This is a genomic window from Chryseobacterium balustinum (assembly GCF_900168205.1).
Taxonomy (GTDB): Bacteria; Bacteroidota; Bacteroidia; order Flavobacteriales; family Weeksellaceae; genus Chryseobacterium; species Chryseobacterium balustinum.
On the sequence record NZ_FUZE01000012.1, the window covers coordinates 106,675 to 114,762 of the forward strand.

Annotated in this window: 6 protein-coding genes; all 6 read right to left on the reverse strand. The window is 32.5% G+C overall.

Features of this window, described 5'->3' with window-relative positions; translation table 11 throughout:
• Positions 1-6: 6 nt before the first annotated feature.
• The gene (locus B5X64_RS14110) at positions 7-1,095 is read right to left on the reverse strand and encodes a PCMD domain-containing protein (RefSeq protein WP_079465865.1); all 1,089 of its coding nucleotides are present in this window, start codon (positions 1,093-1,095) and stop codon (positions 7-9) included.
• 19 nt (positions 1,096-1,114) lie between these two features.
• Entirely contained in the window at positions 1,115-3,466 is a 2,352-nt protein-coding gene (locus B5X64_RS14115) for a glycoside hydrolase family 3 N-terminal domain-containing protein (protein WP_079465866.1), read from the reverse strand.
• 176 nt (positions 3,467-3,642) lie between these two features.
• Positions 3,643-4,305 (reverse strand): response regulator transcription factor, encoded by a 663-nt coding sequence (locus B5X64_RS14120; protein WP_079465867.1) that lies wholly within the window; start codon positions 4,303-4,305, stop codon positions 3,643-3,645.
• A 556-nt stretch (positions 4,306-4,861) separates the two neighbouring features.
• Entirely contained in the window at positions 4,862-5,548 is a 687-nt protein-coding gene (locus tag B5X64_RS14125) for a Crp/Fnr family transcriptional regulator (RefSeq protein ID WP_079465868.1), read from the reverse strand.
• Between the two features lie 96 nt (positions 5,549-5,644).
• Positions 5,645-6,109 (reverse strand): anaerobic ribonucleoside-triphosphate reductase activating protein, encoded by a 465-nt coding sequence (nrdG, locus tag B5X64_RS14130; protein ID WP_072408857.1) that lies wholly within the window; start codon positions 6,107-6,109, stop codon positions 5,645-5,647.
• Positions 6,096-7,889 (reverse strand): anaerobic ribonucleoside-triphosphate reductase, encoded by a 1,794-nt coding sequence (gene nrdD / locus B5X64_RS14135; protein WP_072408855.1) that lies wholly within the window; start codon positions 7,887-7,889, stop codon positions 6,096-6,098. Before nrdD ends, nrdG begins: the two co-directional genes overlap by 14 nt.
• Positions 7,890-8,088: the final 199 nt, after the last annotated feature.

The following is an 8,088-nucleotide window of genomic DNA, read 5'->3' on the forward strand; positions in this document are numbered from 1 at the left end:
TTTATTTTATTCATGAACAATCTCTATTTCGTCAATAAGAAGAGTACTTTCTTCGGCTCCGGCAAATGTATCTCCATCAATGCTGGAAGTAAATACTAATGTCAAACTATATTTTCCATCTTTCAATTTTTGTTCATCAATAACCGCGTTATTATTAAAGACAAAAGGAATATGAAAAGACGTCCATTGATCAGTTTCGATTGCCGCTGGTGTAGAGATCCGTGCTATTGCCAGAATATTGGGATGGCTAAACTTATTGGTTCCATCTAAATATTTAAGATTATTATCCGTTTCAAAAAATATGGCGTAGCAATCCCAAGAATCTTTCTTTCCGGGAATTACATTGCTTCCTTCTTTATAAACATTACCTGCTTTATATTTAAAATTGCCCTTAAAAGCAGTTGGTACAAAATCTACCGGCATTCCTAAGCGTAAACTCTTCAAAGGATTGATAATAGAGCTGGCCAAATCAAACTCGCCCATAAAAATATTTCCTGCTGCCATTGGTTTGCCCATCGTTGCGCCAAGAGCACCCGTCGAACGGGTTGTAAGTTTCACACCCTGCCCTATTTTCCCATTTGCTAATCTGGCTGTTGGATAATTATCCGGTTGTGATCCTGCGCCTGTTAAACTAAAACCCGAATTACCACTTGCCCAGTCCATAATATTTTGATTATCCTGATTAACTTCGTAGAAAACATCAAACTTATTATTTTCGAGGCGCACATGCTCAAAGCTATATTTTGACCCAACGGCATCATTTATAAAAGAAACCTCATAAATCTTTTTTGAAAGACCATCTTCAGAGGTTACTGTATAAAGTTGGGGATTTGTAAAATCCAAAGTAGTTCCGCTTTTCGGGGAAATTGTGGCACCAGGCGTCAAAGTGAAAACGGGTGATTGTGCTGTTAAATCCGCAAAGGATTTTACAAATATCTGGATGCGTTCATTTTGAATAATTGGATCTTTTTTTAGAATCTTACTATCTACAGAGCAAGATAAAATATCAGCTTCAGCATTGGGAAGCTCATCTTTAATGCAAGATATGCCTATCAAGCAGAAAAATACTGTTAAAAAAAGTGAAAAAGATTTCATAACATAAAGTATAAGATTATCATTTTTTTAAATCTGAAAAATCAAGTTTCTCAGTAAAAGCCGGTTTAACTTTCTCTACAACTAATGTATTTTTAATTTTAAATTCAGATTTCAGGACAATATCTTGGCTGGATTTTCCAACTAAAATAGTATACGTACCCGCATCTGCTATCCACTGGCTTTTATCTGGATAAAACGAAGCTATTTCTTTTGCACCAATTGATAACTCTATAATCTCTGACTCATCGGGTTGTAAAAGTTTTGTTTTACCAAAATCAACCAAGGCTTTTAAAGGTTTATCTATGGTTCCTTTGGGAGCTCCTACATACAGCTGCACTGCTTCTTTACCGGCTACTTTTCCTGTATTGGTAATTTTGACACTTACTTTAATGTTATCCTTAAAGTCCTGTTTATCTAATTTTAAATCAGTGTAATTGAATTTTGTAAAGGATAAACCAAACCCAAAAGGATAAGCTGTTTCAATATTAAAGCTATCATAATATCTGTATCCTACATATATTCCTTCTGTATATCGTATATCCCTGTAGTCTGAAGCTTCAGACGCATAAAAACTTTTAGCAGAAGGTACGTCAGCATAAGATTTTGGAAAAGTGGCTGTTGTTTTACCAGAAGGATTTACTTTACCGCTTACAATGTCTGCAAAAGCATTACCTCCTTCTGCACCAGAAAACCATGTTACTAAAATCGCATCTGCCTTATCGCTCCAGGATGTATTCATAACACTTCCCACATTCAAGACAACAATCACTTTTTTATTCTGTTTTTTATAAGCGCTTGAAATACGATTTAGTAATGATTCCTCTTCTTTCGTTAAGTTATATTCAGTATCAACATTTAGATCTTGTTCTTCTGCAGAATTTCGGCCAACAGTAAAAATGGCAACATCGGTATTTTTTACAGCATCTGATAATTCATCATCTGTTATATTCAATTGAGCTATTACCCCTAAAGGAGCCAGTACATTAAGTTTCGCTCTACGTTCAATATCTTTTCTCTCTTCCTCTTCTACATAAGGAACATATTTCTCAAGCAAGGGTTTATATAAATTGAATTTAGCATTTTGAAGGCCTTTATATATTGGCACATTATAAGATGTTGCTACCTCGCTGCTTCCTGTGCCTCCCACAACCAAATGATAAGATCCCACACCAAATGTTGCAATACGTGTATTTGAAACTAAAGGAAGTGTATTAGAATTTTTTAGCATCACAGTTCCTTCTGCAGCAACAGCGCGAGACAAATTCGCATGAGCCTTTAGATTCGGGGAATCACTATACTTATATTGTAAAGGAGACGGCGATTTAGATACGAGACGCAACACATTTCGAACTGCAAAGTCTAAGTCTTTTTTTGAAAGCTTCCCTGATTTTACATCTTCTAAGGCTGCCTCTAACTGAATTTTAGAACCCGGCATAATTAAATCATTTCCTGATCGGATTTGGGCAGACACGTCGTTAGATTGATTACCGGCGCGAATGATCTCTACATTAGGGAAACCTGAGTACCAGTCGGTCATAACAAGCCCTTTAAAGCCCCACTCTTCGCGTAATAATTGATAATTTAAATCTCTTCTTGCGCTTGTATATGTATTATTTAGTTTGTTATATGAAGTCATAATAGTCCAAGGTTGCGAGCCTTTGACTGCAATTTCAAAAGGTCGCAAATAAAGTTCTCGCAAAGCCCGTTCGCTCACTAAGGAGTTACTAAAAAGACGATTATGTTCCGCATTATTTGCCGCATAATGTTTTAAAGATGTCCCAACACCAAGTTCCTGAACAGCATTGATGAGGTTCATTGCCATCATTCCTGACAATACAGGATCTTCCGAAAAATATTCAAAATTTCGTCCACCAAGAGGATTACGGTGGATATTTACGCCTGGTGCTAATAAGACATCAATTCCATATTCTTTTGCCTCAGTTCCTAAAGCTCGACCTATATGTTGGGCTAAATCTTTACTCCAGGTCGATCCTAAAACAGTCTCTGATGGAAAAGCTGTTGCGTAAAAAGTCTTTGTGGTATTTTCACGAATAGGGCTGATACGAAGACCCGAGGGTCCGTCACATAAAATGATGTCTGGAATTCCTAAACGTTTTACATCATAGGTCTGTCCGCCAGCTCCAGGTACTCTTCCATCAATGACACCTACGTTCCCAACATTATCCATTCCTCTTCCAATCACCAAAGAAACTTTTTCTTCATCGGTTAGCTTTAATAATAACTGATCTATTTCAGCATCTGTATATAACATGTTTTGTTTGGTAATTTGAGAATTATATTTTTGCTGTGCAACAGACTGCTGTGGACAGCACAATGATAACAGGAGAAAAAAAGAGGCTAGATTTTTCATGGTTTTTAATATTTTGTATTGGCAAAAATTGAGTTTAAGCACTCAGCTGTATCAATCAAATTTAAGTTTTTCAATAAAAAACCCAAATACGTATTTACACGTATTCTTATAGTTAATAGTAATCTACACTCATTTAGATATAAAATTCAGTATTATTTTTTCAAATAAAATCTAAATTAATCATACAGTTCTTCTAAAGTCATGACCCTGTTTGTAAGGGCATATAAAATAACTCCAATAAAATTTTTGGAATTAGTTTTAGACATCAGATTTCTTTTATGTACCTCCACTGTACGCAAACTGATATTTAATTCTTCTGCAATTTCTTTTGCACAAAGCTCTTTTGCTGCTAATTTTATCACGTATTTTTCACGAAGAGATATATACACTACATCATTAAAATTATATTTTCCCTGACGAAAGAGTTTTAATTTTTCAAGAAAGCCTTGAGGATCATGATTTTCATCAAAAACGATGTGCGGACCAATAAAAATTTCTTTGGCAGTCCTTACTAATAAATTTTTAGTTCTATCAAATTCCTTCTGCGTACCTGAATTAGAAAGATTAAACCTAATTTTTTCCTGATCAAATAAATCAAAAATAACGATTCTGATATCCGGGAAATAGTCTTTTAATTGTCCATAAAAAGCAACAGTAATACAATGAATCAAATGGTGACTTGCAAAAAGTACATCTACTGGATTTTTACGCAAATCATTTAACAATTTCTGAGGGCAATCAGCATCAAAAATTACCTGAATAGAATCAACCCAAAGGGAATTACAATTAAGATTCTGTGTTATAGATTTGTAATCATTTGTAACTCCAACTTTAATCATCAAGGAATAATAAAAGATTAATAATAAATGTAATAGAATTCTAAAATTAAGGAATTATTCTAAGATATTTTATCAAAAAATATATTTTTATTTTAAGACTATTCTGTTTTCTAATTGCAATTACACTATAAATCAATCAAATATAATTTTTTGTCTCTAAGCATCAATACAACTAAAAGTTTTTTTGGAGAAATTGGTATATTTTCAATTTAATAAAATTCTTCATTTTGTGAAAAATATAACACCATCATAAATACCTGAATATATTATTTAGAGAAGTAATTTTAAACTATAAGGCAAATGTTGAAAGTAAGAAAGAAACTTTTATATAGATTGTACATTTAAATATGTGATTAGATTATGATCATTATCTTAACGACAAGTTACTAAACAAAAAAACGGACAAGCATTAAAAAATGCATGTCCGTCTAAGTGACCCCAGAGGTTCAATTTTCGAACACTTTTCTGGAAGATTTGGATAAACTTTCACAGCTATGGAATCTTAAAATGATTTGAAAAAACATACTATTTAATACACTTTAATTATTATTTTCATTTAGGTATTCGCGATATGTAATTTTAATTTTTCAAGATTAATAATCTTAACTATTTTATTACGGAATGATATGATTTTATCATTCTCCAATTCTGAAATTGTTCTATAAACTGTTTCGTAAGTACTACCTATATAGGCGGCTAAATCAGTCTTTGTTAGTTCAATCTTCAAAATATTTTCTTCATCCAATCCAAAATAATTGATAAGGTAAATAAGATTAACTACGAAGCGCTCCTTTACTGAAAGATGCACTAGGCTGCCCATTTTTTGTTCAGACCATAGCAACTCATTTGCATAAAACATCATAAGCTCATATGCAAAAGTTGAATTGGTTTTAAGTAAAGTCTTAAAAAAATTAAGCTCTATGAAACACAATACAGAATCCTGCATTGCTGTTGCCGAAATAGGAGATAATAAATTTTCAGAGGAAATTGCACGGTGTCCCACAATTTCTCCTTCCTTGGTAAACCTTACAATCATTTCCCTATCGCCCCAATGTTTATGTACTTTTACAAATCCTTTTTGTATAAAAAACACACCAGGCATTTCACTACCTTCATTGATAAATTTCTGTCCTTTTTTTACGTTGATACTATTTCCTTTTATATCGATTGCTTCCCACCATTCTTTTAATATATTTTTACACATAAAACAACTGTGATCACACTCTCCTAATTTTTTTTTCATAATTAAAATAAAGGCTGTGATACAAATGTAAACCAATACCTATTTACTTGCAAAGATTGTTGTCAAAACTTACCTTTTAGCTGTTACAAAGATTTATTACCTGATAAAATACTTATTTAAAATTTCTCCGGATTTTAAATTTTTCAATTCTTGATTGGTATTAAATTTATTTAATCCTCCTAGGCTGGGTATCCATTTTCCGGTTTTTATAAAATCTAAATTTTGCAATAATTCAAAATATTTTCTTCGGATTTGTTTTTCATTAAGTCCTGTATATAATGCAACCTTTAATTCTTGCTGCTTGGCTATTGAGATTAATTCAAGTAACTTTTGGTCATGCCACTCTCCTCCCATAAAAAGGATGCACGTTATTACTTTCTGATACTTTACAAGCAGACTATGAAAGAGGTCTGGAGTAAGATCTGTTCCGTTTTGTGGATTCCAAAGATGCTCCGAATGACAGCCATCACAAGCTAACTGGCAACCTGTGATGGTAAAACAAAGTGAAATTTCATTAGGAATTTCCTGTAATACGATATCGTAAGAATCATACTTCAACATTACCGTAATATCTTATTTTCTCTTCTTTTTGACGGTCTTTTGAAAAGTTTGTAATTTTCTTTAAATAGCCAATCACTCGAGTAGCATGATCGATATCAGATGAGTTACAATCTGTACAATAATGTACGGTTTGCTTATTAACAAAACCACATACGTTACAAACTGTAACTTTAATATTAAAACAGAAATAATTACAGCCTGTATGAGCCGCAACATCTAATAATTTTCTGAATCCTTCCTGGCTCGGATATTCTTCTAAATTACAATGATATGCAGAGCCGCCATCAAGATATTGAATATAGTCTTTGCCATGAAGGAAAAACTTATCTATCAGATTTTGACTTTTGTCTTCAACTATATAAAAATAAGAGTTGTAGCAGTCTCTTGGTACATATAACCAATCATTTTTATCCCATTTTGCATTTTTTACACCAAGATTTTCTGCCGGAACAAATTCTGTGTTAAACATAAAACCATAAATTTCTTTTGCTTTTTTATTTTTATGGTATATCAATTTAAGATTTTCATTGACGAATTTTTTATAATTGTCATTATTAGAGATTTCAATTCTCAGAAACTCCGCGGCCTCAACCATTCCATTAATACCAATGGTTAAAAATTGTTTATCTAATGATATAAATCCTGCATCATAAACAGGAAGCATTCCTGCATCTTTATAATCCTGTACAATACTTCGGAAAGCCACCTGATATTTATGTACTTTATCAATCACATTTTCAAGAGAAATTCCTTTCTGAACCAACCGATTCATATTAATTGTAATTACATTGATACTTCCTGTAGAAACACCACCCGCACCCAAAGAATAACTGAATGTATGGTCAGAAATTTCGTTTCTCAATCTACAGCAACTCGCTAATGAATCTGCATTATCCGATTGATAGATAAAAAATGAATTGCCCTCGCTTAATTCTTTGGAGCAGAAATTGGCAAAAGAATCATCATCTACTTTCTTATTCTTTGTAAGCATTGCAACGGTAATCACTGGGAAAGTTAAAATGGCTTTTGAACGTTCTTTGTTGAACCATTGCATAAAAAATTGCTGCAAATTATCTAATGAAGAATAATTTGGTTTGCTTCCATCGGGGAAAACAAATGTTCCAAACATAGATTCAAAATATGAGCTATCATATAAAGAAATATTCCAAAAAACCGACTGATATCCCCTAGCTGCCGCTGGTTGATTAATTGCATATACAACGTGCTGTAATTCACTTTCAATAACTTGTTGATGCTCTATAATATAATCATCGCCAAAATCTTTTCTAGCAAAATAATCGAAGTACAACAAAAATTCTACGGTAGCAACAGCACCGGCAAATTGTGATGATACTGAAAATAAGAAATTAACAAAAGAACCGCAAAAACTAGCTAAATGCTTAGGGGCTTTAGATTCTCCTCCCAGTTTTGTTAATCCATCCAGAAGTAATGGATACATAGAAACACTCACGCAATATGGTTTTAAGCTGGTTTCATCGTGTACATAAATCTCATGATCATTCAATTGTCTGATGTATTCAACTGCCAGATTATCACCAAAAAGGTCTTTAATTTTATTTGAAATAAGTTTTCTGTTAACTTGAATATTAATATCCTTATTCAGTTCCGCTTCCATAGTTGCAATATTTTTATTGGAAACATTGGCATTTGAATCGAATAAGGCTCCGCTCGCAGCATTTGAAGATAATAAGTAGTTTTCTATAAAGTTACATTTTACTTCTAACTGTTCATCTGTTAATCGGGTGAATTTATTTTTCATAATTAAAATTTAAATAATATATTAAGGTATTTTACTATTTTATTAATCGAAATTTATTTTAAGATTTTAATTTTACTCTGCTATTAAAATCAATTTAAAAGATTAAACCTGTTTAAACTTTTATTTTTCTGAGAAACAAGATAGAGAAAGCGAGATAATGTAGATTTGTCCAAGTAATATTCAAAGTCTCAAATCTTAC

Excerpts from the sequence above, each read along its gene's own strand:
- B5X64_RS14110 (WP_079465865.1), bottom strand. The coding sequence starts at position 1,095 with ATGAAATCTTTTTCACTTTTTTTAACAGTATTTTTCTGCTTGATAGGC.
- B5X64_RS14115 (WP_079465866.1), bottom strand. The coding sequence starts at position 3,466 with ATGAAAAATCTAGCCTCTTTTTTTCTCCTGTTATCATTGTGCTGTCCA.
- B5X64_RS14120 (WP_079465867.1), bottom strand. The coding sequence starts at position 4,305 with ATGATTAAAGTTGGAGTTACAAATGATTACAAATCTATAACACAGAAT.
- B5X64_RS14125 (WP_079465868.1), bottom strand. The coding sequence starts at position 5,548 with ATGAAAAAAAAATTAGGAGAGTGTGATCACAGTTGTTTTATGTGTAAA.
- nrdG (WP_072408857.1), bottom strand. The coding sequence starts at position 6,109 with ATGTTGAAGTATGATTCTTACGATATCGTATTACAGGAAATTCCTAAT.
- nrdD (WP_072408855.1), bottom strand. The coding sequence starts at position 7,889 with ATGAAAAATAAATTCACCCGATTAACAGATGAACAGTTAGAAGTAAAA.